At 73.3% G+C, this 21,749-nt stretch carries 17 protein-coding genes; 10 read left to right on the top strand and 7 right to left on the bottom strand.

Annotated elements, in window-relative coordinates; translation table 11 throughout:
• Positions 1-580: RNA 2',3'-cyclic phosphodiesterase (gene thpR / locus ACFY1T_RS30965; protein ID WP_390791102.1), on the top strand; the 580-nt coding region annotated here is incomplete at its 5' end.
• Positions 581-864: 284 nt separating this feature from the next.
• Complete coding sequence (locus tag ACFY1T_RS30960; protein WP_390791107.1) at positions 865-1,296, top strand: C40 family peptidase; 432 nt, start codon at positions 865-867, stop codon at positions 1,294-1,296.
• Here ACFY1T_RS30960 and ACFY1T_RS30955 read toward each other — a convergent pair.
• Positions 1,278-2,180 carry a DUF3626 domain-containing protein gene (locus ACFY1T_RS30955; protein WP_390791101.1) on the bottom strand — a complete coding sequence of 301 codons (903 nt, stop codon included), beginning with the start codon at positions 2,178-2,180 and terminating at the stop codon, positions 1,278-1,280. The genes ACFY1T_RS30960 and ACFY1T_RS30955 overlap by 19 nt on opposite strands.
• 249 nt (positions 2,181-2,429) lie before the next feature.
• Here ACFY1T_RS30955 and ACFY1T_RS30950 point away from each other — a divergent pair, with 249 nt between their 5' ends.
• The 3 genes from ACFY1T_RS30950 to ACFY1T_RS30940 all read left to right on the top strand — a co-directional run bounded on the left by ACFY1T_RS30950 (position 2,430) and on the right by ACFY1T_RS30940 (position 9,504).
• Positions 2,430-3,971, top strand: a complete 1,542-nt coding sequence (locus ACFY1T_RS30950) for an FAD-dependent monooxygenase (RefSeq protein WP_390791100.1) — start codon at positions 2,430-2,432, stop codon at positions 3,969-3,971.
• Between the two features lie 174 nt (positions 3,972-4,145).
• Entirely contained in the window at positions 4,146-8,054 is a 3,909-nt protein-coding gene (locus ACFY1T_RS30945; protein ID WP_390791099.1) for a Pls/PosA family non-ribosomal peptide synthetase, read from the top strand.
• 37 nt (positions 8,055-8,091) lie between these two features.
• Positions 8,092-9,504 (top strand): M1 family metallopeptidase, encoded by a 1,413-nt coding sequence (locus ACFY1T_RS30940; protein WP_390791098.1) that lies wholly within the window; start codon positions 8,092-8,094, stop codon positions 9,502-9,504.
• A gap of 52 nt (positions 9,505-9,556) precedes the next feature.
• Here ACFY1T_RS30940 and ACFY1T_RS30935 read toward each other — a convergent pair whose 3' ends face one another.
• Complete coding sequence (locus tag ACFY1T_RS30935; RefSeq protein ID WP_390791097.1) at positions 9,557-10,606, bottom strand: saccharopine dehydrogenase family protein; 1,050 nt, start codon at positions 10,604-10,606, stop codon at positions 9,557-9,559.
• Positions 10,607-10,701: 95 nt separating this feature from the next.
• On the opposite strand from ACFY1T_RS30935, the gene ACFY1T_RS30930 reads away from it, so the two are divergent.
• Entirely contained in the window at positions 10,702-11,649 is a 948-nt protein-coding gene (locus tag ACFY1T_RS30930; RefSeq protein ID WP_390791096.1) for a helix-turn-helix domain-containing protein, read from the top strand.
• Here the strand turns inward: ACFY1T_RS30930 and ACFY1T_RS30925 are convergent.
• Complete coding sequence (locus tag ACFY1T_RS30925) at positions 11,616-12,812, bottom strand: epoxide hydrolase family protein (RefSeq protein ID WP_390791095.1); 1,197 nt, start codon at positions 12,810-12,812, stop codon at positions 11,616-11,618. The genes ACFY1T_RS30930 and ACFY1T_RS30925 overlap by 34 nt on opposite strands.
• Positions 12,813-12,972: 160 nt before the next feature.
• Positions 12,973-14,421 carry an argininosuccinate synthase gene (argG, locus tag ACFY1T_RS30920; RefSeq protein ID WP_384711449.1) on the bottom strand — a complete coding sequence of 483 codons (1,449 nt, stop codon included), beginning with the start codon at positions 14,419-14,421 and terminating at the stop codon, positions 12,973-12,975.
• A 153-nt stretch (positions 14,422-14,574) separates the two neighbouring features.
• Here argG and ACFY1T_RS30915 point away from each other — a divergent pair, with 153 nt between their 5' ends.
• The 3 genes from ACFY1T_RS30915 (at position 14,575) to ACFY1T_RS30905 (ending at position 17,078) form a co-directional block, all read left to right on the top strand.
• Positions 14,575-15,729 (top strand): MAB_1171c family putative transporter, encoded by a 1,155-nt coding sequence (locus ACFY1T_RS30915; RefSeq protein ID WP_390791094.1) that lies wholly within the window; start codon positions 14,575-14,577, stop codon positions 15,727-15,729.
• A gap of 297 nt (positions 15,730-16,026) precedes the next feature.
• Positions 16,027-16,512 (top strand): helix-turn-helix domain-containing protein, encoded by a 486-nt coding sequence (locus ACFY1T_RS30910; RefSeq protein WP_390791093.1) that lies wholly within the window; start codon positions 16,027-16,029, stop codon positions 16,510-16,512.
• On the top strand, positions 16,509-17,078 hold the full coding sequence (locus ACFY1T_RS30905; protein ID WP_390791092.1) for a toxin: 570 nt from the start codon (positions 16,509-16,511) through the stop codon (positions 17,076-17,078). Before ACFY1T_RS30910 ends, ACFY1T_RS30905 begins: the two co-directional genes overlap by 4 nt.
• 9 nt (positions 17,079-17,087) lie before the next feature.
• Here ACFY1T_RS30905 and ACFY1T_RS30900 read toward each other — a convergent pair whose 3' ends face one another.
• Positions 17,088-18,029, bottom strand: coding sequence for an NAD-dependent epimerase/dehydratase family protein (locus ACFY1T_RS30900; RefSeq protein WP_390791091.1), 942 nt, complete (start codon positions 18,027-18,029; stop codon positions 17,088-17,090).
• A gap of 74 nt (positions 18,030-18,103) precedes the next feature.
• On the opposite strand from ACFY1T_RS30900, the gene ACFY1T_RS30895 reads away from it, so the two are divergent.
• Positions 18,104-18,685 (top strand): TetR/AcrR family transcriptional regulator, encoded by a 582-nt coding sequence (locus tag ACFY1T_RS30895; RefSeq protein ID WP_390791090.1) that lies wholly within the window; start codon positions 18,104-18,106, stop codon positions 18,683-18,685.
• A gap of 43 nt (positions 18,686-18,728) precedes the next feature.
• On the opposite strand, the gene ACFY1T_RS30890 is transcribed toward ACFY1T_RS30895, so the two are convergent.
• Positions 18,729-19,514 (bottom strand): DUF2993 domain-containing protein, encoded by a 786-nt coding sequence (locus ACFY1T_RS30890; protein ID WP_390791089.1) that lies wholly within the window; start codon positions 19,512-19,514, stop codon positions 18,729-18,731.
• Positions 19,511-21,724, bottom strand: a complete 2,214-nt coding sequence (locus ACFY1T_RS30885) for an MMPL family transporter (RefSeq protein ID WP_390791088.1) — start codon at positions 21,722-21,724, stop codon at positions 19,511-19,513. The genes ACFY1T_RS30890 and ACFY1T_RS30885 overlap by 4 nt, the downstream gene beginning before the upstream one ends.
• Positions 21,725-21,749: the final 25 nt, after the last annotated feature.

Here is a 21,749-nt window from a genome sequence, read left to right as displayed (position 1 = left end):
GCCCCCGTCCCCCGCCGCGACCGTCCGCGTGTTCATCGCCCTCGCCCCGCCCGACGAGGCCAAGGAGGAACTGGCGAGGGAACTGCTGCCCGCCTACCGCGCCTACCCCGGCATGCGCTGGAACCGCATCGAGGACTGGCACATCACCCTGGCCTTCCTCGGTGAACTGCCGGTCGGCGCGGTCCCGCTCCTGCAGCCGCCGCTCGCCGCCCTCGCGGCGGCCCACCGGCCGCTGGAGCTGGCCCTGCGCGGCAGCGGACACTTCGACCAACGCGTCCTGTGGAGCGGGATCGACGGGGAGATCGACGGGCTGCACCTGCTCACTTCACAGGTCCGCACCGTCGTCAGGGAATGCGGGATCCCCTTCGAAGAGCGGCCGCTGCGACCGCACTTGACGTTGGCCCGCGCCCGCCGCAGCGATCCGTCCAGCACGTCGGAAGTCGCCGCCACGCTCGCCGGGTTCACCGGCCGCACCTGGCCTGCCGAACGCCTCCACCTGGTCGGCAGCAACATAGGCCGCGGCCCCGGCCCGATCCATTACCGCGACATCCGGTCCTGGCAATTCACCGGCTCGCACTGAACCCGTATGGAGTACTTCCGCGTCCGCCGTTCCGGAAAATAATCAATGACTATGAGCACGGACGATTTTACTCAACCGAGATCCTTTGAAGCCGTGTCCGATGACGGGAACTTCGCGCCGATCGGACAAAACTGGTCCGCCATCGAGAGCCAATACGCAATGTCACCGACGCAGAACCTCAACCGGGACTGTTTCAGCAACACAATGCGGAGGTATCACGATTGAGCAGTACCAGCACGGACAACCGAAAACGCTCCATCGACCACTACTCGACGACCCGCCGCATCGCCACAGTTCTCACGTTCTCCGTCATAATCTCCCTGGCCAGTTTCACCGGCCCCGCCGCCGAGGCCCAGGCGGCCTCACCGTACGGCGCCAAGGCCGTCGAAATCGCCGCATCCAAGCGGGGTGCGCCCTACGTCTACGGAGCCACGGGGCCACGGGAATTCGATTGCTCGGGCCTCACGCTCTACGCCTTCCGAAAGGCCGGCCGGGTGCTTCCCCGCACCGCCGACGAGCAGTACGAACACACCCGCCACATCGGCCGGGTTCAGCGCGTACCGGGCGATCTCGTATTCTTCCCCGCGGGCGCGACCATAGGACATGTGGGAATCTATGCCGGTCACGACAAGATCTGGCACGCCCCGCGGCCGGGCACGCGCGTACGGCTCGAGCGCATCTGGAGCGGAGACGTCCGCTACACCCGCGCCACGTGAGCGGCGGCCTCGGGTCCGCGGCCGGCCCGGGACGCCCCCGGGCGATCGCAGGGGGCTCCGAAACGCGCGAGGCAGTGCCACACCCTCTTGATGGCCTGCGGGTCGTGGCCTCCCTCCCGAGCGGCGTCACCGAGGATGCGGGGGTCGAGGACGCCGTCGAGCGCGATCCGCGCGCCCAACTCGACGTACTCCCGGCCGCGGTACTCGGGGTGGCGGCGGAGTTCGTCCACCGTGAGCCGGAAGCCGCCGTGCCATTCCAGGGGGCAGCCGAGGCGCCGGGCCTCCTCCTCGACGGGAGTGTCCCGGAAAGCGGGGTCCAGGACCAGCGCCTCCACGTCACGGTCCGGTCGGACCTGCCCGTGGACCTGCGCCTCGATGTAGTCGTCGAGCGCGTCCTGGTCGTCGGCCAGGGCGAGTTCGATCAGCGGCATGCGGTCGGCGACTGCGAAGTCCGACGGTTCGAGGAAGCTGTCGGGGTAGCAGAACGTGGTCCGCTCCAGCGTGCGGGCGGTGAGCCGGAAATGGGCCGAACCGAACCGCGGCGCCGCCCCGACCGCCTTGTCGCGGAAGTTCAACGCCCCGTAGACGGGCCGGTCTTGAGCTGGCGCCTCGTCGTAGGCTCCGTTGAAGATCCGGCTCTCCCAGCGCCATCGGTCTCCGCCGGGACGGGCCGTGAGCCCGCCGTTGCTCGTTCCCGTGACGAACTGCGAGTGGTAGACGGCGTCGTCGGCCAGAGAGGCGAGCGCCGACCGGCCGTGCGCCACGCGGTCGGGGTGGAAGTTGAGGGTCACCCTCAGCGCCGGATCGACCGGAGGGCCCGACGACAGCTCCGCGACATGGCGAAGGGCCCGGTCCTGCGGCGTCCGATCGGTTTCGAGGCTCATGCGGACAGTGTTTCCCGAGCCGATCGCCCGGTGCGCGACATTTTCCCGGCGCAGGGGTCACCACGGGAAGTCGAGCAGCGGAGTGATCCGTTCGGCGGCGGCGTGGCCGTTCAGCGGCATGGCGTCGGCTTCGGGGCCACCCGGTGTCCGTTCGGCCGGATTTCCGCATGCCGCCCGGGCCGTGGGGCCCCGGCCGCCTACTGTGGACGGGGCGGTCGACCCACCCGCGGTGAGCATGAGGAGCGAGGCGTGTCCGGAGCAGATGCCGAGGTGGCGGTACTGATCGTCGGGGGCGGGCCGGTCGGGCTCACCGCCCGGGCGCTGCTGGCCCGCTGGGGCGTGCCGACGCTGCTGGTCGAGAAGCACGACGGCCTCTCGCCGTTCCCGCGGTCCCGGCTGGTCAACGTGCGCTCGATGGAGATCTTCCGCCAACTGGGGCTGGCCGCCCGGATCACCGCCGCCGCGTTCGCGCCCGAGTACGGCCGCGCCCGCTTCCGTGACACCCTGTACGACCCGGACTTCGCCTCGGCGGCGATGGTCGGGGTCGAAGCCCCGGTGCCCGAGAGCCCCGAGATCGGCGTGCTCACCTCGCAGGACCGCCTCGAACCCGTCCTCCTCTCCGCCGCCGACACGCCGTTGCGGTTCGGGGTGGAGCTCACCGGCCTGGCCGAGGAACCCGACGGCGTCGTGGCCGTGCTCCTCGACCGCCGGAGCGGCGCGCGGACACGCGTCCGGGCCCGCTACGTGATCGCCGCCGACGGCGCGCGTTCCACCGTCCGCGAGCGCCTCGGCATCGACACCACCGGCCCCGGCGCGATGGGCGATTTCACCACGGTCGTCTTCGACGCCGACCTCGGGCACTGGAGCGCCCGTCAGCCCGCCGGGGTCTACTTCACCGCGCACGGATCGTTCGGGCCGGTCCACCCCGAAGGGGGCTGGCTGTGGTTCGGTCCCACGCCGGGGGACGGCCCCCGGACCGACTGGTCCGGCCTCGTCTCGCGCGCCCTCGGTCCCGGCGCGGACGTACGGGCCGACGTACGGCGGGTGCAGCACTGGGTGATGCACGCCTTCGTCGCCGAGCGCTTCCGGCACGGCCGGATCCTGCTGGCCGGCGACGCCGCGCACGCGATCCCGCCGATCGGCGGCCTCGGCATGAACACCGGCATCGCCGACGCGCACAACCTCTGCTGGAAGCTGGCGGGCGTACTGCGCGGGTGGGCCGGACCGGGCCTCCTCGACACGTACGCCGCCGAACGGGTGCCCGTCGCCCACCGGACGCTGCGCCAGGCGGTGGCCAACGCCCGGCTCATGGTTCAGGTCCAGGAACGGCGTCGCGACCAGCTCCGCGGCGGCGCACCGGCCGAGGGCCGGATCGAACTTCCCTGGTCGGAACGGTACTTCGCGCAGCTGGGCCTCGTACTCGGCGCCGCGTACCGCTCAACCGCCGTCCTCGGCGAAGACTGCGATGCGGACACGGGCGCGGGCGCGGACACGGGCGCGGATGCGGACACCGATGCGGACACCGATTACGTCCCCACCCCGCGGCCCGGCCATCGCATGCCGCACCTGTGGCTCGCGGACGGCCGCTCCACGCTCGACGCCTGCGGCGAATGGTTCACCCTGCTCACGCCGGACCCCGCCCGCTGGGAACACGAGAGCGCCGCGCCGTGGCCGCTGCGCATCGAGTCCCTGCCCGCGGAGCACGCCGACCTCTGCGGCCTCGGCCCGCAGGGCGCACTGCTCATCCGACCCGACGGTCACATCGGCGCCCTCCGGCACGGAATGCCATGACCAGCGGGCCGGTCCGGACCGCTCCTTCTCCGCCACGGGCCGAGCCTTCAGCGGGAAAACTCTTGATGCCGCAGTAGAATGGCCGGTTGTTCGACGCCGGACCGGAACAACCCGGGCAGACCTGGGCTCCGCCGGCGACCCGGATGTCCCCCCGGGAGCGAGACGCGAGGGCCGATGGCAGCCACACCTGAGCACGGTGACCTGACCTTGCTCGACGACCAGGACGCGCACGAGGAGTCCGGCAAGTCCGCCCGGTTCTCCGCCGGGCCCGCCGCCCCCACGCGCACCCTCGTCGATGTCTTCGAAGCCTCCGTACGGGCGTACCCCGACGAGCCCGCCCTCGACGACGGCTCCGCCCAGCTGACCTACCGGGCGCTGGCCGCCGAGGTCGAACGCCGTCGGCGCGCGCTCGCGGAGGCCGGTGTGGGTCTCGGCGACCGGGTGGGCGTCCGCGTCCCGTCCGGGACCAATGAACTGTATGTGGCCATTCTCGCCGTGCTCGCCGCGGGCGCCGCCTACGTGCCCGTCGACGCCGAGGACCCCGACGAGCGGGCCGAGCTGGTCTTCGGCGAGGCGGGCGTGCGGGCCGTGGTGGGCGGCGGACAGCGCATCGAGGCCACCGGCCTGCCGGACGTTCCCGTGTCCGCCGCGCGCCCCGGGCCCGAGCACGACGCGTGGATCATCTTCACCTCCGGCTCCACCGGCAAGCCCAAGGGCGTGGCCGTCAGCCACCGCAGCGCCGCCGCGTTCGTGGACGCCGAGGCCGAGCTGTTCCTCGCCGAGGAGCCCATCGGTCCCGGCGACCGGGTCATGGCCGGCCTGTCCGTCGCCTTCGACGCCTCCTGCGAGGAGATGTGGCTGGCCTGGCGCCACGGCGCCTGCCTCGTGCCGGTCCCCCGCTCCCAGGTCCGCAGCGGCGCCGACCTCGGCCCCTGGCTGGTGGAGCAGGAGATCAGCGTGGTGTCCACGGTGCCGACCCTGGCCGCGCTCTGGGAGCCGGAGACCCTCGACGAGGTCCGGCTGCTGATCTTCGGCGGCGAGGCCTGCCCGCCCGAGCTGACGCAGCGCCTGGTCACCGAGGGCCGCGAGGTCTGGAACACGTACGGGCCCACCGAGGCCACCGTCGTCGCCTGCGCCTCGCTCCTGACCGGCGAGGAGCCGATCCGGATCGGCCTCCCGCTGAACGGCTGGGAGCTGGCCGTGGTCGACGAGTCCGGCGAACCGGTCCCCATGGGCGGCAGCGGCCAGCTCGTGATCGGCGGCGTCGGTCTGGCCCGCTACCTCGACCCCGAGAAGGACGCCGAGAAGTACGCCCCGCTGGAATCCCTCGGCTGGGAGCGCGCCTACCGCAGCGGCGACCTGGTCCGCGCGGAACCCGAGGGCCTGGTCTTCCTCGGCCGCGGCGACGAGCAGATCAAGCTCGGCGGCCGCCGGATCGAGCTGGGCGAGGTGGACGCGGCGCTCCAGGCCCTGCCCGGCGTCGCCGGCGCGGCCGCGGCCGTCCGCACGGCGCGCAGCGGCAACCAGCTGCTCGTGGGCTACCTGGTCGTCCAGGAGGGCTGGGACCACGCGGCGGCCGTGGAGCGCCTGCGCGCCGAGCTGCCTGCCGCCCTCGTACCGCTGCTCGCGCCGGTCGACGAGCTGCCGACCCGCACCTCCGGCAAGGTGGACCGCGACGCGCTGCCCTGGCCGCTGCCCGAGCTGGAGACCACCGGCCCCACCGAACAGCTGTACGGCACCGAGGCCTGGCTCGCCGAGCAGTGGACCGAGACCCTCGGGGTGACCGTCGGCGGCGCCGCCGACGACTTCTTCGCGATCGGCGGCAACAGTCTGGCCGCCGCCCAGCTCACCACCCGCCTGCGCACCCGCTACCCGCGCGCGGCCGTCCTCGACATCTACCAGCAGCCCGTCCTGCGCAAGCTGGCCCGGCGGCTGGAGAAGTCCGTACGGGAGGACGAGGCCTCCCGGGTCGTGGCACCCGTGCCGCTGCGGGCCAAGCTGGTGCAGTCGCTCCTGCTGCTCCCGCTGTTCACCCTGGTGGGTCTGCGCTGGAGCGTGGCCCTGCTGGCGCTCGGCAACGCGCTGCACTGGTTCGGTGCCTATCCATGGGCGCCGACCGCCTCGTGGTGGGCCGTGGTCCCCGCCGCCGTGCTGTTCTTCAGCCCGCCCGGCCGCCTCGCGATCGCGGCCGGCGGCGCGCGTCTGCTGCTGCGCGGGGTGAAGGCGGGACGCCACCCGCGCGGCGGAAGCGTCCACCTGAGGCTGTGGACGGCCGAGCGGCTGGCCGAGTACGCCGGCGCGACCTCGCTCACCGGTTCCTGGCTGGAGCGGTACGCGCGGGCCCTCGGCGCCAAGGTCGGCCCCGAGGTGGACCTGCACTCGCTGCCTCCGGTGACGGGCATGCTCAAGCTGGGCCGCGGCTGCGCCGTGGAGTCCGAGGTGGACCTGTGCGGGCACTGGCTGGACGGAGACCGGCTCGTGATCGGCCCGGTCAAGGTCGGTGCGGGCGCCGTGGTCGGCACCCGGAGCATGCTGTTCCCCGGTGCGCGGGTCGGCAAGCGGGCCGAGGTGGCCCCCGGCTCGGCCGTGGCCGGGACGGTCCCCACCGGTCAGCGCTGGGCCGGCGCCCCGGCCGTCAAGCTCGGCAAGGCCAAGCACACCTGGCCCAAGCAGCGCCCGCCGCGCGGGCTCTTCTGGCGGGCCGCCTACGGGGCGGCCGGCATCGGCCTGAGCGCGCTGCCGGTGCTCTCCACCGTGCCCGCGCTGCTCGTGGTGAGCCGGTTCGTGCCCGCCGACGCCCCGCTGGCCGAGGTGCTGCGCGGGGCCCTGCTCGCCGTGGTGCCCGGGGCCCTCGCGTACGGGTTCACGTACGCGGCGCTGCTGCTGGTCTCCGTGCGGCTGCTCAGCCTGGGCCTGCGCACGGGAACGCATCCGACGCACAGCCGGATCGGGTGGCAGGCCTGGACGGTCACCCAGCTGATGGACCTGGCGCGCGAGACGCTCTTCCCCCTGTACGCCGGGCTGATCACCCCCGTGTGGCTGCGGCTGCTCGGCATGAAGATCGGCAGGGGCGCGGAGGTCTCCACCGTGCTCGCGCTGCCGAGCCTGACCACCGTCGGCGAGGGCGCGTTCCTCGCCGACGACACCCTGACCGCCCCGTACGAGCTGGGCGGCGGCTGGATGCGCATCGGGCAGTCCGAGATCGGCCGCCGGGCGTTCCTCGGCAACTCGGGCATGACCGCGCCCGGCCGCAGCGTGCCGGACGGCGGGCTGGTCGGCGTGCTCTCGGCCACCCCGAAGAAGGCCAAGAAGGGCAGCTCCTACCTGGGCCTGCCGCCGGTGAAGCTGCCCCGCTCCACCGAGACCTCCGACCAGAGCCGGACGTACGATCCGCCCGCGCACCTGCTGTGGGCACGCGGCCTCGTGGAGCTGTGCCGGCTCCTGCCGGTCTTCTGCTCGGCCGCGCTGGCCGTACTGGTGGTGGCGGCGCTGTGCGCCCTTGCCACGGCGGGCGGAGGGCCGGGGGTCTGGGGCACCGCGCTGCTCTCCGGGGTGGTGCTGCTCGCCGCCGGGGCGGCCGCGGGCGCGGTCTCGGTGGCCGCGAAGTGGCTGCTGGTGGGCCGGCACCGGGCCGGAGAGCACCCGCTGTGGAGCGGCTTCGTGTGGCGCAACGAGCTGGCCGACACCTTCGTCGAGGTACTGGCCGTGCCGTGGCTGGCCGGATCGGTGCCCGGTACCCCGCTGCTGAACCTGTGGCTGCGCGGACTGGGGGCCCGGATCGGCCGGGGCGTGTGGTGCGAAAGCTACTGGCTGCCCGAGTCGGACCTGGTGGAGCTGGGTGACGGGGTGACCGTGAACCGCGGATGCGTGTTGCAGACTCACCTCTTCCACGACCGGATCTTGAGGACGGATACTGTGGTCCTCCGCGAGGGCGCCACGCTGGGCCCGGGCGGCATCGTCCTGCCCGGAAGTTCGGTCGGGGCCCACAGCACGCTGGGTCCCGCCTCTCTCGTGATGGCCGGGGAATCCGTCCCCGCCGACACCCGTTGGCTGGGCAACCCGATCGAGGCATGGCGGACCTGACAAGGGTCCGGGCACAGCGCAGGGAGCGGAAGCGGTTATGAACGGCCAGAGAACAGCGGCATCGGACCCGTACTTCCCCGACAACGGAGACTCCCGTTACCGCGTGCACCGGTACGAACTCGCTCTGGAGTACCGGCCCGGCCCCAACCGGCTGGCCGGTACCGCGCGGATCAGCGCGATCGCCGGGCGGGCGCCGCTCACCGAGTTCCACCTGAACCTGGCCGAGTTCAAAATAGGCCGGGTCATGGTGAACGGCCGGGCCCCGCACTACACCCACCGGGGCGGCAAGCTCCGCATCCGCCCGGCCAAGCCGCTGGCCGCCGGCTCCGCCTTCACGGTGGAGGTGCACTGGGCGGGCAACCCCAAGCCGGTCCGCAGCCCGTGGGGCGGGCTCGGCTGGGAGGAGCTGACCGACGGGGCGCTGGTGGCCAGCCAGCCGGTCGGCGCGCCCTCCTGGTACCCGTGCAACGACCGGCCCGCCGACAAGGCCTCGTACCAGATCTCGATCAACACCCCCTCCTCGTACACGGTGGTGGCGGGCGGGCGGCTGCTCACCCGGACGACCCGCGCGTCCACGACGACCTGGGTGTACGAGCAGCCCGCGCCGACCTCCAGCTACCTGGTCGGCCTGGCCATCGGCGTGTACCAGACGGTCCTGCTCGGTGACCCCGGGCTCGGCGGCGTGCCGATGAGCGCCCACGTGCCGGCCCACCTCCTGCCGCAGTTCTCCCGCGACTTCGCCCGGCAGCCCGCCATGATGCAGCTGTTCGAGGACCTGTTCGGTCCTTATCCGTTCGCGGAGTACGCGGTGGTCGTCGCCGACGAGGAACTGGACGTTCCGGTGGAGGCCCAGGGCCTCTCCCTGTTCGGCGCCAACCACGTCGACGGCGCCCGCGGCTCGGAGCGGCTCGTCGCCCACGAGCTCGCCCACCAGTGGTTCGGCAACAGCGTGACCATCGCCGACTGGCGGCACATCTGGCTCAACGAGGGCTTCGCGAAGTACGCCGAGTGGCTGTGGTCGGAGCGCTCCGGCGGCCGCACCGCGCACGAGCAGGCGGCCGCCGCGCACCGGCTGCTGACCTCGCAGCCGCAGGACCTGCGGCTGGTCGACCCGGGCCGCAAGCTGATGTTCGACGACCGCCTGTACCAGCGCGGGGGGCTCGCGGTGCACGCGATCCGCTGCGCCCTGGGCGACGGCGCGTTCTTCCGCATGCTGCGCGACTGGACCACCGTGCACCGCCACGGTGTGGTGAGCACCGCCGCCTTCACCACGCACGTGGCCCGGTACGCGGCCGAGCCGGTGGACGAGGTGTTCTCGGCCTGGCTGTACGAGCCTGCCCTGCCGCCGCTGCCGGTCCCCCGGCCCGTGCGGCCGTCGGCCTCGACGCCGGCGAAGCCCGGTTACCCGCCCACGAACGGCCGGCCCAGCCGGGGCCGGACCTCCGCCTGAGCCGCGGGACAGGGGCCGCGGGCGGGGCCCCGGGCCGGATCCACGAACGTGCTCAGGCAGCGCCGAGCTCGTACGAGAGGTGCTGCGGGGCCAGCGCGGTCAGGAAGGCGTGCGCGTCGAAGATCTCGCCGGGCGCGGCGACGAGGCCTGCCGTCTTGACCCGTCCGTCGAGGATGCGGCCGACCGCTTCGACGACGAGGGGCGCGGTGACGGCGTAGATGTCCTGGCCGCGGGCCACCGCGCGGCGCCGGGTGGAGCCCGTGCGGACGGTGACGTCGACGAGGAAGGTCTGCGCGGAGCGGCCCCGCTCGTCGACCGGCTCCGGCGCTGCCGTGGCCGGTGCCAGGACGTCCTCGACCGCCCCGGTCGTCATGAAGGTCCGGATGTCCGGGGCGGACAGGTGGTGGGCGATGGTCACGGTGTCCGTGGTGGTGAACTCGCCGATCACGTCCTGGTCCCCGACCGGAGCGGGGAAGGACCACTGCCCGGTGGGCGCGGCGTCGCCGCGCAGCTCGAGGCGGCCGTTCGCGTAGACGAGCCGGCGGCCCTCGCGCCTGCTCCGCGACACCCGGCCGGACCCGCGCGTCCCGGCGGTGGGCCGCCAGCTGCTGAGGGCGAACGCGATGTCGATCCCGTCGGCCGCCGTGACCTCTCCCAGGGCGGCGGTGGCGAGCAGATCGCCGAGGCCCCCGTAGAACGCCATCGCGGGCACGACCACGATCCCGGCCTCGCGGGCCCGGTCCGCGAAGCCGGCGAAGGTGTCGGCGACGGCCTCCACCTCGCCCGCGACGTCGAGATAGGCGATCCGTGCGCGCAGCGCCGCCTCGATGACGGGTGCGGAGGTCTCCGCGAAGGGTCCGGCGCAGTTGATCACGGCGGCGGCGCCGGCCAGCGCGCGGTCGAGCGCCTCCGGGTCGTCCACCGACGCCGGCCGGACGTCGAGTCCGGGGAACTCCGCGGCCAGCGCCGCCAGTTTGCCGGCGTCGCGGCCGGACAGGACCGGTGTCAGCCCCCGGTCCAGCAGCTCGGCGACGACGAAGCGTCCCGTGTGTCCGTACGCGCCGAAGACCACTACCGCCGCCACCGCTCGATTCGATTCCATGAGGCTCCCCCGTCGGTCGATCACTGGTGCCATCGTGCCCGCCGCGGCCGTCGACGGGGAGGTGCGGCAATGCCACGCCCCCTACACTTTCGGACATGAGCCTTGTCGCGCTGGCGGTCACGTCGGGGGTTCCCCATTTCGAACTCGCGGCGGCCTGCGACGTGTTCGGGGTCGACCGCTCGGATCTTGCGGACCCCTGGTACGAGTTCGTCCTGTGCGGGCCGCCTTCCGTGCCCGTCGGCGGCCGCTTCCGGGTCGAACCCGACGCGGGACTGGACCGGTTGGTGCAGGCGGACACCGTGATCGTCCCCGCCTGCGCCGACCTCGAGGCCGACCCGCCCGCCGAACTGGTCGAGGCCGTGCGCGCCGCGCACGAGGCGGGCGCCCGGGTGGCCTCCCTGTGCACGGGTGCGTTCGTACTGGCGGCAGCGGGGCTGCTGGACGGGCGGCGGGCCACCACGCACTGGCTGCACGCAGCCGCGCTGGCCGCCAAGTACCCCCGGGTGGAGGTGGATCCGGACGTGCTGTACGTGGACGACGGCCGCGTGCTCACCTCGGCCGGCAAGGCCGCCGCGATGGACCTGTGCCTGCACCTGGTCCGCCTCGACCACGGCTCGGCCGTCGCCAACCAGGTCGCCCGGCGCCTGGTCGTCCCGCCGCACCGGGCGGGGGGCCAGGCCCAGTTCGTCACCACTCCGGTGCCCGAACCGCGCGACCACCCCCTGGAATCGCTGCTCGCCTGGACGATGGCACGGCTCGACCAGCCGCTGACCGTCGAGGACCTGGCCCGGCGGGCGAACATGAGCTCGCGCCACCTGGCGCGGGTGTTCACCGACGTCACCGGCACCACTCCGCTGCGCTGGCTGCTGACCCAGCGCATCCACCGCGCCCAGGAGCTCTTGGAGACCACGGACGAGACCGTCGGCACGATCGCCACGGCCACCGGCATGGGCACCGACGCCACGCTGCGCCGTCATTTCAACCGCACGGTAGGCGTCCCGCCGGACGCCTACCGGCGCACGTTCCGCACCGCCGCGCGGTAGGGACGGAAGAACGCGCGGAGTTCCCCGGCGTACAGCTCGGGCTCCTCGAACGGTGCGAAGTGGCCGCCTCGCGGGGGCTCGGTCGCGTACACGACGTTCGCCGTGCGCTCCAGCCACGCCCGTGGCGGGCGGACCACGTCCCCGCGGAAGATCGAGAAGCCGGACGGCACCTCGACCCGGCGGGCGTGCTGGGCGGGCGGGATCGCGGCGTTCGCCCGGTACATGCGCAGGGAAGAGCCGATCGTCCCGGTGAGCCAGTAGAGCGTGACGCCGGTGAGGATCTCGTCCTTCGTGAAACTCCGCTCGATGTCCCCGCCGCAGTCACTCCACGCCCGGAGCTTCTCCACGATCCACGCGGCGAGTCCGGCCGGGGAGTCGGTCAGCCCGAAGGCGGCGGTCTGGGGTTTGGTCCGCTGCATGGCGGCGTACCCGCCCTCGGTCGCACCCCAGGCCGCGGCCGCCTCCAGCCAGGCGCGTTCCTCGGGGGCGAGTTCCGCCGGATCGCCGGTGAAGAGCGGCAGACCCGCGTCCGTACGGTGGACGGCGACGACCCGTTCGGGGTGGTCGAGCGCGAGGTAGCGGCTCACGTGGCTGCCGAGGTCCCCGCCGGCCGCGCCGAACCGCCCGTACCCGAGCACCTCCATCAGTTCGGCCCACAGCCCGGCGACGGCGATGGCGTCGAGGGGCGGGCCGGCGGGGTGCTCGGAGTACCCGAAGCCCGGCATGTCGGGGACGACCACGTCGAACGCGTCGGCGGGATCGGCGCCGTGCGCCGCGGGGTCGGCGAGGAGCGGGACGACCTTCGAGTACCGCCAGAACGAGTCCGGCCAGCCGTGCCCGAGGACCAGCGGCAGGACGGGCGTCCCGGGCGGGGCCACGGCGCGGGCGTGCACGAAGTGGACCCCCGGCCCGGATCCGCCGCCGAGCGGCACGCGGAAGCGGGGCAGCCGGGCGAGCGCCTCCTCCTGCGCCGCCCAGTCGAACCCGTCCGCCCAGTAGGCGACGAGTTCGCGCAGGTAGGCGAGGTCGGTCCCGAGGGACCAGCCGGCGCCCTCGGGTGCGTCCGGCCATCGCGTGGCGCGCAGCCGCGCGCGGAGGTCTTCGAGCGCCGCGGGATCGGTGGAGGGGGTGAACGGCTCGGGGCGGGGGGAGGCGTCCGGCATGGGGCGCATCCTAGGCGGACGCGCCCCGGCGCGGGCAGCGGCTCGACGACCCGTCGCGGCGGGTCCTTCCGCATTCCGCTGCCGGGAGACGGCGGCGCCCCGGGCGGTCCGGCACGCCGGCGGCGTGCGGGACCGCCCGGGGCCGGGGGCCGACCACCGCTCAGTCGGTGCCGAACTCCATCGCCGCGCGGTCCAGCAGCTCGTCGTCCTCGGAGACCTCGCCGCGGGAGGCGATGGCCTCGGCGCCGCCCTCCGGCATGGCGCCGATCAGTCCGGTCGCCGCCGCCTGCGCGGCGCCGATCAGCTCGGGGTGCGCGGTGCCGACGATGCCGAGGCCCGCGTACTGCTCGAGCCGGGCGCGCGAGTCGGCGATGTCGAGGTTGCGCATGGTGAGCTGGCCGATCCGGTCCACCGGGCCGAACGCCGAGTCCTCGGTGCGCTCCATCGAGAGCTTGTCCGGGTGGTAGCTGAAGGCCGGGCCCGTGGTGTCGAGGATCGAGTAGTCCTCGCCGCGCCGCAGACGCAGGGTCACCTCGCCGGTGACGGCCGAGCCGACCCAGCGCTGGAGCGACTCGCGGACCATCAGGGCCTGCGGGTCCAGCCAGCGGCCCTCGTACATGAGCCGGCCCAGGCGCCGTCCCTCGTAGTGGTAGTGCGCGAGGGTGTCCTCGTTGTGGATCGCGTTCACGAGACGCTCGTACGCGGCGTGCAGGAGGGCCATGCCGGGCGCCTCGTAGATGCCGCGGCTCTTGGCCTCGATGATCCGGTTCTCGATCTGGTCCGACATGCCCATGCCGTGGCGGCCGCCGATGGCGTTGGCCTCCATCACCAGGTCGACCGGGGAGTGGAACTCCTTGCCGTTGATCGTCACCGGCCGGCCCTGGTCGAAGCCGATGGTGACGTCCTCGGCGGCGATCTCGACCGAGGGGTCCCAGAACCGCACGCCCATGATCGGCTGCACGGTCTCCACACCGGTGTCGAGGTGCTCCAGCGTCTTGGCCTCGTGGGTGGCGCCCCAGATGTTGGCGTCGGTGGAGTACGCCTTCTCGGTGCTGTCGCGGTACGGCAGCCCGTGGGCGAGGAGCCACTCGGACATCTCCTTGCGCCCGCCGAGCTCGTGGACGAAGTCGGCGTCGAGCCACGGCTTGTAGATGCGCAGGTGGGGGTTGGCGAGCAGGCCGTAGCGGTAGAACCGCTCGATGTCGTTGCCCTTGAAGGTCGAGCCGTCGCCCCAGATCTGCACGTCGTCCTCGAGCATCGCCCGGACCAGCAGGGTGCCGGTGACGGCGCGGCCCAGCGGCGTGGTGTTGAAGTACGCACGACCGCCCGAGCGGATGTGGAACGCGCCGCACGCGAGCGCGGCCAGGCCCTCCTCGACCAGCGCCGCCCGGCAGTCGACCAGGCGCGCGATCTCGGCACCGTAGGCCTTCGCGCGGCCGGGCACCGACGCGATGTCGGGCTCGTCGTACTGGCCGATGTCGGCGGTGTAGGTGCAGGGGACGGCACCCTTGTCGCGCATCCACGCGACCGCGACGGAGGTGTCGAGGCCGCCGGAGAAGGCGATGCCGACGCGCTCGCCGGTGGGCAGGGAGGTGAGAACCTTTGACATAGGAAGAGTATGCACTTAAACGCATGGCTATGCAAACCCGTGCCCACGCCCCTCGCCCCATGGCCCCATCGGGGTGCGGGTGACCGACGAGTACGGTTCGGATCATGCATGTCTCCACCACCGCCAACGCCCCCGCGAACGGGACGGGGGGCCGTGAACACCACTAGAACCCTCTGCTTCGTCATCGCGGCGCTCTCCTCGTACGCAGCGCTCGTCTACCGGCTGTGCCAGGCGGGGCGGAGCCGGCGGGACACCGCCTACCGCGCCCTGGTGGTCACCCTGTCGCTCCAGTGCCTCACGTTCACGATGGGCGCCGTCGCCATGGGGGGCGACAGCTTCCTGGGCGTGGGGAACCTGGCCATCCTGGTGATGCACGTGTCGGCGGTCGCCTTCTGCGTCAGCGCGCAGATCATCCTGCTGCGCTGGGCGGCGGCCACCGAGGAGGCGGTGCGCAGGGTCCGCCACTGGCTGATCACGGGAACGGCGCTCGGCGCACTGCTGATCGCCCTCTTCTTCGTCGCCGACGGGCCCGCCCGTCCCGCGACGGACTTCAACACCGGCAGCGGGCAGCCGCCGGTCCTCGCGTACCTCCTGGTCTTCGTCGTCTCCCAGGCGGTTCCGTGCGTGACCATCTTCCGCCAGTGCGGCCCGTACGCACGGATGACGGACAAGGCCCCGCTGCGGCAGGCTCTGCGCCTGCTCTCCGTCGCCGCGGTGGTCCTCTTCCTCTACTGCACGTGCCGGACGGTCAACATCCTCACCGCCGCGGCGGGGATCGACATCGGCGTCTGGCAGCTCGCCTCCAACGTGTTCAGCACGGCGGGCATCGTCCTCCTCTCACTGGGCCTGACCATCTCGTCCTGGGAGGCTTCTGCGGCCAAGCTGCTGGACTGGCTGCGCAGTTACCGTTCGTACCGGGCGCTGTACCCGCTCTGGCGGGACCTGTACGAGGCCTCCCCGGACATCGTCCTGGAGCCGCCGGGTGCGGCTGCGGTCCCGGTCTCCGACCTGAACTACCGGCTGCACCGGCGGGTCGTCGAAATACGGGACGGGTGGCGGGACTTGCGCCCGTACATCGACCGGTCCGCGGCCGGCGCCGGGGAGACGGATCCGGGGGCGGGCCACGAGCACCGGCAGGCGCTGGCCGAGGCGGCGCAGATCAGGCAGGCCCTGCGGGCGAAGCGCACCGGGACCGTCCCCGATCACAGCAGGGACGCGGGCGGGTTCGAGGACCGCGACCCGGACAACTTCACGGCGGAGGTGGCCTGGCTCACCCAAGTCGCGTCCGTCTACCGTAAGATCAGTTAAGCGGGTCGAGAGCTCCCGCCCGGTCTGCCCCCCGTCAGGCCGGGCGGGTTTCCCCGTATTCAGCCGGACCCGGAGGCACATGCCGACCCGACCGGCCCCCATCCCCCGAGGGCCGGCCCGAGCCGGGTCGATGCGGCCGGCGACTCACTCGACTACCCCCGTGGAGCAAAGTTAGCTGCCAGCTATCGACGGGTCCACGGTGACGGACTCACGACGGATTGTCAACTGACCGCTAATCTGCAAAACTGGAAAATAGCTGAGAGCAATGTCGGGGATGCGGCGGTAGGGAGATGCGCAGTGTCCGAGGCTGACGACCGGCCCGTGCTGGCAGTGCGTCTGGACGACCTCTTCAAGACGGTCCGCCCCAAGGGCAGGCGCTGGACCAATGCCGAGGTCGCCGAGGAGCTGAAGCGGGTCAATCCCGAAATCAAAGCCGGCGGCGTGTACCTGTCCCAGCTGCGGACGGGCAAGCGCTCCAACCCCTCACCGGATCTGCTGGCCGCCCTCGCCCGCTTCTTCGGCGTTTCGGTCGCCTACTTCTTCGACGACGAGGTCGCCGAGTCGGTGCTCGGCGAGATAGCCGCCATCGAGGCCCTGCGACAGGCGGGAGTGCGCTCCGTCGCGATGCGCGCGGCCGGCATGAAGAAGGAGAACCTCCAGGCCATCACGGCCATCATGGACCAGTACCGGCAGATGCAGGGCCTTCCGCCCGTCACCGACCCCGCGGAGCCCCCGGAATCCGCCGGCCCCTCCCGCGCCGCGGGCCCCCCGGATCCCGGGTGAGGCTGCCCGGGAGGGGACGGTCGGCCGACCGGGACCGCCGCAGGCGGCTCAAGAAGCTCCGGAAGGACGGCGCGCGGCGGATCGCCGCACTCGGTCTCCCGCCGGGAGCCGACGTGGCGGAGCTCTGCCGCCACCTCGGCGATGCACGCGAGCGGCCCATCACCCTGGTCCCCGTGCCGATGCCCGCTTCACAGCCGTGCGGCATGTGGGTCGCCGCACGCGACGAGGACCTGATCTTCTACGACGCCGACACCACCGGTGCGCACCAGGAACACATCGTCCTGCACGAGCTGGGACACATCATCTGCAGTCACCGCGGAGCCGGCCTGCTCGACGAGGTGAGCTCGCGCATCCTCTTCCCCAACCTCGACCCCGCACTCGTACGCGACATGCTCATGCGCGCCACGTACGACGACGTCCAGGAGCAGGAGGCGGAGATCATCGCCTATCTGCTCTCCCGGCGGCTGGGCGGCGCGCACGCGCCCGAGACCCCGCCGGCCGCCGCGGCCGGCGGCCCGGGCGGCACGTCCGAAACGCTCGACCGCATCGAGCGCACGCTGTTCTGACGCAGGTCCTCACCGCGGGGCGGCCAACCGCTCGCGCCACCAGTCCACCGTCGCCCCGACCTGCTCGCCGACGGGAGTGGCGCGAGCCGCGAACTCGGATGCGTACGCCGTCGAATCGACGACGAACGGGCGGTCGAACTGGTAGCGGACCTCCTTCAGTTCGCGGATCAGCGGCGAGAAGAGCGACACCGCGCCCAATACGGCGGACGGCAGCCGTCGCACCGCGACGGGTCCCGTTCCCGCCCGTGCGGCGAGCCGGTCCACCATCTCCCGGACGGACAGCGCGGGTCCCGTCGGCGCGTGCCAGGCGCGTCCCCAGGCCCGCTCCTCGCCCGCCACCTCGACCAGGGTCCGGGCCACATCGGGGAGGTAGCTCCAGCTGTGCGGGGCGTCCGGATCGCCGAGGGTGGAGACGGGCTTGCCCCGGAGCAGTGGCGGCATGACGCGCCCGGCCAGGTGCCCGCCGTCGGTCACGCCGGGCCCGAAGAAGTCCGAGGCCCGCACCTCCACCGCCCTGATGCGGCCCTCGTCGTGCAGCTTGCGTGCCGCTTCCCAACCGGCCGCGCGCACCCTGCCCTTGGTCCCGGTGGCCGCCAGGGGAAGCTCCTCGGTCAGGGGGCCGTCCACGGGTCCGTAGCCGTAGAGGTTGCCCAGCATGACCAGGACGGCCCCGCTCTCCTCGGCCGCGCGACAGACGGACGCGATCAGCCCAGGCCATTCGGCGGCCCAGCGGTGGTAGGGCGGAGCGGCGCAGTGGTGGATCGCGGCGGCGCCCCGCGCCGCCTCGGCCAGCCGTCTGCCGTCCGTCGCGTCCAGCGCGACGTGTTCGATGCCGGGCTCGGCGCCGCGGCCCGACCTGGTCACGACCCGTACCGAATGCCCCTCTTCGACGAGGAGTCGAGCGGTGGCGGCCCCGGCGGGCCCGAATCCCATGACGACATGAAGGCTCACGGGCGAACACTAGCGCGATCACCGTGCGCCTCCACCGGATCCATCCGGATGAGCCATCCAGTTACCATCTCCCCATGACGACGCCACTGCGCAGGGACGCGGCCCGCAACTGGGAGCGGATCGTCGCGGTCGCCCGTGACCTGGTCGACCAGGGCACGACGCTTCAGCTCAACGACGTCGCCCGGCGCGCCGGACTCGGCGTGGGCACCGTCTACCGGCACTTCGCCACGCCCGAGGCGCTGTTGGAGACGGTCGCCACCCCCCGCCTGGAGGCCCTGACCGCCCACGGCGAGCGGGCCCTGGCCGACCCGGACCCCTGGCACGCGCTGGAAGGCTTTCTGACCCGCACCCTCGAAGCGCAGGTCACCGACGCCTCCCTGGCCCCGGTCACGGCCGCCCCCGAAGACGCGCTGCCGCGCACCACGGAACTCAAGACGGCCCTGTGGTCGACCGGCCGGGAGCTGCTCGACCGGGCCCGGGCGGCCGGGGCCGTCCGGTCCGACCTGGCCCCGGGCGATCTGGTCCCGCTCATGTGCGGCATCGCGTACGCCGTGGACGTCCACGGCGGCGATCGCGCCGGCCGCGTCGACACCGCCCACCGCTACCTGGCCACCCTGCTCGAAGGCCTGCGCGCCGCCGCGCCCCCCGGACCGTGATCCTCGTCCGGGCCCGGAGGACGTGCCGCCGGCCCGCGGCCGCTCATGCCTCGCCGGGCAGGGTCACGTCCTTCGCCTCGCCGTGCACGGTGACGGCGCTGCCGTCGACGGAGATCCCGGACGGGACGAGGCCGAGGGGCAGGGCGGGGAGCTTGCGTTCCGCCTCCTTGAGCGCGGCCGCGATCCGGGGATTGGCCGGGTTCAGGGGACTCCCGGCCAGGGACGCCGACGTCGGTTCGAGCGTGACGGTGTCACCGGTCAGCTTGAGCGCGGCGGTCACGACCAGCGGTACGCCCATGACGGACCGGGAGATCTCCAGCCGCCCGTCGTGCCCGGTCAGCCGGACGCCGGGACCGCGCTTCGCCCCGAGGGCGTCGAGCGGGACCTTGAACTCCGCCCGGGCCTGCGCCGCCGCGTACCCGCCGGCCGACTTGGACACGTCGTGCAGGTCGAAGGAGGCGGTGACGGGCAAACCGTCCCCTGTCTTCGCCCGGCCCTCCACCTCGACCTCCGGGTAGGTTCCCGCCGCCGCGCTCCACAGGAACGGGAAGCCGCCGATGGAGACGCTGGGCGGCGCCACCAGCGCGCTCTGCCGCGCGGCGATCCGGTCGGCCATCCGACCCTCGGCGACACCGGCCGCCACGCGGTCGGCCAGCACGACGACGGCGAGCAGAGCGCACGCCCCGGCCGCCGCCCACCGCCGGGCACGGCGCGGCCGCCGCGCCGCGGTTCCTCGTGCGGCCGTTCCTCGTGCGGCGGTTCCTCGTACGGCGGTTCCTCGTACGCCGGCCTTCGCGCGCGCGTCGGCCCGGGCGGTGCGGTGGTTCATGCGTCGTTCCTCACGGGTTCGGGTGCGGCGGCGGTGCGGACGACGGCCTCCTCGCCGCCTTCGACGTGCATCTGCGGCAGGAGCCGGTCGAGCCGGCCCGGCAGCCACCAGTTGGCCTTGCCGAGCAGGACCATCGTGGTGGGGACGAGGAGCCCGCGGACGACCGTGGCGTCGAGCGCGACGGCGGTGGCGAGGCCGATGCCGAACATCTTGACCACGGGGTCGTCCCACAGGAGGTACCCGAGGAAGACGCACACCATGATCAGCGCGGCGGAGGTGATGATCCTGCCGGTCCGCGCCAGGCCGGTGATCACCGCGCCGCGGTTGTCGCCGCTCGCCAGCCACGCCTCGCGGACCGCGCTCAGCAGGAAGACCTCGTAGTCCATGGAGAGCCCGAACAGGACGGCGAACATGAGCAGCGGTACGTAGCCGGGGATCGGCACGGGTCCGCCGAGGCCGAGCGGGGCCGCTCCCCAGCCCCATTGGAACAGCGCGGTGAGCACGCCGTAGGCGGCGGCCACCGAGAGGAGGTTGAGCACGGCGGCCTTGGCTGCGACCAGCGGGGAGCGGAAGGCCAGGAGGAGGAGCAGTCCGGCGATGGCGAGGACGACCCCGATGACGGCGGGCAGGCGCTGCGCGAGCCGGTCGTTGAGGTCCAGCTGGGTCGCGGGGATGCCGCCCACGTGGGCTTCCCGGCCGGTGCTCTCCGTGACGGGCGGGAGGGTGCGCTCGCGCAGGCGGTGCACCAGGTCGGCGGTACGGGGATCGCCGGGCGCGGTGGTGGGCGTGACCTGCCAGCGCACGGTCCGCCCGTCGCGGCTCAGTTGGGCGGGTCCGACCGCGGCGACTCCGCTGGTGTCCTTCAGCGCCCGGCCGACGGCCGTGACGGCCGGGTCCGCCGGGCCGGAAGCCGGTTTCGGCAGCGTGTCGGTCACCTGGAGCGGTCCGTTGACGCCCGGGCCGAACGCGGATGCGAGCCGGTCGTAGGCCGTACGGCCGGACGTGCCGGGGGACTTGTCGCCGCCGTCGAGCTGCCCGAAGGACAGCTGGGCCGCCGCGAGCGCCGGCAGGACGAAGAAGGCCAGGCCCGCGAGCAGGTACCGCCACGGGCGGTCGGCGACGTGCCGGGCGATGCGCGCCCAGCCGCGGGCGGGCGGCGGGGAGTCCTGCGGCCGGTCCGCGGGGGACGGCGCGGAACCCGGCACGGGGGCCAGGCGCCGGCCCAGCAGGGCGAACAGCGCGGGGAGGAGCGTGAGGGTGGCGGCCATGGCGACCAGGACGGCGATGCCGGGCGCGAGCGCCAGCGCGCGGAGCAGCGGCAGGCCGCCGAGGGCCAGGCTCGCGAGCGCCGCGATGACCGCGGTGCCGGCGAAGGCGACCGACTTGCCGGAGGCGCCGATCGTGAGGGCCGCCGCGTCCTCCACCGTCTTCCCGGCGGTGAGGAATTCACGGAAGCGGGTGAGGCAGAAGAGGCTGTAGTCGATGCCCACCCCGAGCCCGATCATCGCCGCGATGGTGGCGCCGGAGGACGGCATGTCCGTCACGTGGCCGGTGAGGCCGACGACTGCGAGGGAGATGCCGAGTCCCACGACGGCCGTGGCCAGCGGCAGGGCGGCCGCGACGGGCTTTCGGAAGCCGAGGTAGAGGACGGCGAAGGCGGCGACGAGCCCGATGACCTCGCTGCTCCGGGTCGACTTCTTGTCGGCCGCCTCGGCGAGGTTGCCGCCGGGAGTGACCTCGATCCCGGCCGCTTCGGCCGGTTCGGCGGCGTCCATGAGGTCGTGGACGACATCGGCGGTGACGTCCCGGCCCGCCAGGTCCAGCTCGACCGCGAGGTAGGCGGTGTGTCCGTCGGGGGCCAGGGCCTCGCCGCCGGCCGGCTCGTACGGGGTGGTGACGGCGAGGACGTGGTCGCGGGCGGCGAGCGCGCGGGCCGTCTCCTGGACCGCGTCGCGGGCGCGGTCCGAGGTGAGGGGCAGGCCGTCGGCGGGCGTGTGCAGGACCAGGGGCTGGCGGCCGGAGGCGGAGTCGGCGAACGCGAGGGCGGCGTCGTGGGCGGCCTGACTGTCGCTGCCCGGTATGGAGACCGTCTCGGTGGTGGCGCTGCCGAGTACGCCCACCGCCGCGGCCAGGCCCACCAGCAGCAGGAGCCAGGCCGTGATGACCCGTTTCGGCCGTCGGGCGCACCAGCGCCCCAAGGTGACGAACATGCGTACGGAATCCCCCTCGTGCGGT

The sequence above is a fragment of the Streptomyces sp. NPDC001194 genome (assembly GCF_042896985.1).
Classification (GTDB): Bacteria; Actinomycetota; Actinomycetes; order Streptomycetales; family Streptomycetaceae; genus Streptomyces.
The sequence above is the reverse complement of the archived record's forward strand: the minus strand, read 5'-3'. Positions and strand labels throughout refer to the sequence as shown.

What these genes read in the sequence shown, in the direction of transcription:
- ACFY1T_RS30930 (WP_390791096.1), top strand. Translation starts at nt 10,702, where the DNA reads ATGAGCCTTGTCGCGCTGGCGGTCACGTCGGGGGTTCCCCATTTCGAA.
- argG (WP_384711449.1), bottom strand. Translation starts at nt 14,421, where the DNA reads ATGTCAAAGGTTCTCACCTCCCTGCCCACCGGCGAGCGCGTCGGCATC.
- ACFY1T_RS30940 (WP_390791098.1), top strand. Translation starts at nt 8,092, where the DNA reads ATGAACGGCCAGAGAACAGCGGCATCGGACCCGTACTTCCCCGACAAC.
- ACFY1T_RS30925 (WP_390791095.1), bottom strand. Translation starts at nt 12,812, where the DNA reads ATGCCGGACGCCTCCCCCCGCCCCGAGCCGTTCACCCCCTCCACCGAT.
- ACFY1T_RS30890 (WP_390791089.1), bottom strand. Translation starts at nt 19,514, where the DNA reads ATGAACCACCGCACCGCCCGGGCCGACGCGCGCGCGAAGGCCGGCGTA.
- ACFY1T_RS30895 (WP_390791090.1), top strand. Translation starts at nt 18,104, where the DNA reads ATGACGACGCCACTGCGCAGGGACGCGGCCCGCAACTGGGAGCGGATC.
- ACFY1T_RS30935 (WP_390791097.1), bottom strand. Translation starts at nt 10,606, where the DNA reads ATGGAATCGAATCGAGCGGTGGCGGCGGTAGTGGTCTTCGGCGCGTAC.
- ACFY1T_RS30945 (WP_390791099.1), top strand. Translation starts at nt 4,146, where the DNA reads ATGGCAGCCACACCTGAGCACGGTGACCTGACCTTGCTCGACGACCAG.
- ACFY1T_RS30955 (WP_390791101.1), bottom strand. Translation starts at nt 2,180, where the DNA reads ATGAGCCTCGAAACCGATCGGACGCCGCAGGACCGGGCCCTTCGCCAT.
- ACFY1T_RS30885 (WP_390791088.1), bottom strand. Translation starts at nt 21,724, where the DNA reads ATGTTCGTCACCTTGGGGCGCTGGTGCGCCCGACGGCCGAAACGGGTC.